Origin of the sequence: Aerococcus sp. 1KP-2016 (assembly GCF_002252085.1) — a bacterium.
GTDB lineage: Bacteria > Bacillota > Bacilli > Lactobacillales > Aerococcaceae > Aerococcus.
Genome location: NZ_NEEY01000100.1, coordinates 1 through 1353 on the forward strand (window position 1 = coordinate 1; position 1353 = coordinate 1353).

1 protein-coding gene is annotated in these 1353 nt (G+C 36.0%); it reads right to left on the minus strand.

Features of this window, described 5'->3' with window-relative positions:
• Positions 1-71 precede the first annotated feature (71 nt).
• Positions 72-1256: an IS256 family transposase gene (locus B9P78_RS09565; protein WP_094519184.1), complete on the minus strand. Its 1185-nt coding sequence runs from the start codon at positions 1254-1256 to the stop codon at positions 72-74.
• Between the last annotated feature and the right edge of the window lie 97 nt (positions 1257-1353).

A 1353-nucleotide genomic window follows, 5' to 3' on the forward strand; every position in this document is an offset into this window, starting at 1 on the left:
TGTCAAGTCCATAATCTTGTGTAAATTGTATTTACGCTTGTTGCGATGCATTAAGTTCTTATAAATAATAATTACTCGTTCGTGTTATCTTTGTCGTACAATTTATAAGGTGCAGCTTGTAGTCTCTCGTGAATATCTAATAGAACTGCACCAATTAAGCGTTCGGCTGATCGAACATTTGGAAAAAAGCTGATTACTCGTTCTCTCCGACGAATTTCACGATTAATTCGTTCGACTGAATTAGTTGAACGTAAATATTTTTGAGCTATATGAGGTTCTGAAGTATATTGAATAGCATCGAAAAAGCCTTCATCTAGGGTTTTCACGGCAGCATCATATTTAGCATTATCTTTTACTAATTCGAAAAAAGTATCACGATATTCGATCGCATGTTGTTTTGTCGTAGCTTTAAATATTCTTTTTAATGTGTCTCGTTCTTGTTTACTATTTTTTCGTGGCATTTTTGAAATGATATTTCTCAGGAAGTGCACGACACAACGTTGCCACTTCGTGCCCATGAATTCAGTTTTAACAGCAGCTTTGATGCCTTGATGTCCATCAGAAATGACCATTTTAGGTGTAGTTAATCCCCTAGCTTTAAGGTTTTGTAGGAATTCTGTCCATGTTTTTGTGGATTCTACATCCGCGACCATAAAACCGATAATTTCACGAAAACCATCTTCGCGCACCCCTTGAGCAATATAAACAGCTTTCTGCACCGAATGATGATTTTCATTCACTTTGATATACATTGCATCAAGAAATAGATATTCAAAAGTTGCATGTGTCAATGAGCGACCACAGAAGCTTTGAATTTCTGGTTCTATTTTTTCTACAGCTTTAGAAACGTAAGATTTTGAAACACTATCACCAATCAATTCCTCAACAATATTCGTTACTTTTCGTGTGGAAACACCATTGATGACCATTTCAACCATAGACATTACAAGTGCTTGATCCATTCGTTGATACTTCTGAAAAATATCTGTAGAGAACTCACCAGAGCGCGTTCTTGGCACCCTGAGGGTGATTGTACCGGCTTTAATCGTGTAGTCTCTTTCATAGTATCCATTACGGTAATCTTGACGATTACCAGTACGTTCATAGGCTGATGCTTGAATATAGCTATCTCGTTCTGCTTCCATCACTTGATTTAATAGTGCCGTAATAATGCCCTTTGTAGCCGTGTTTAAATCACTTTGTAGTACTTCCTCTAGGAACTTATCAGAATTTATTGTAAAATTTAGTTGAGTCATTACCTAACCTCCATATATTGTTTTGTGGTAAATACAATTATACAGGAGTCAGGTTAATGGCTCTTTTTCTTTTTACACAATTATATGGACTTAATCT

What these genes read in the sequence shown, in the direction of transcription:
- B9P78_RS09565 (WP_094519184.1), bottom strand. Translation starts at nt 1,256, where the DNA reads ATGACTCAACTAAATTTTACAATAAATTCTGATAAGTTCCTAGAGGAA.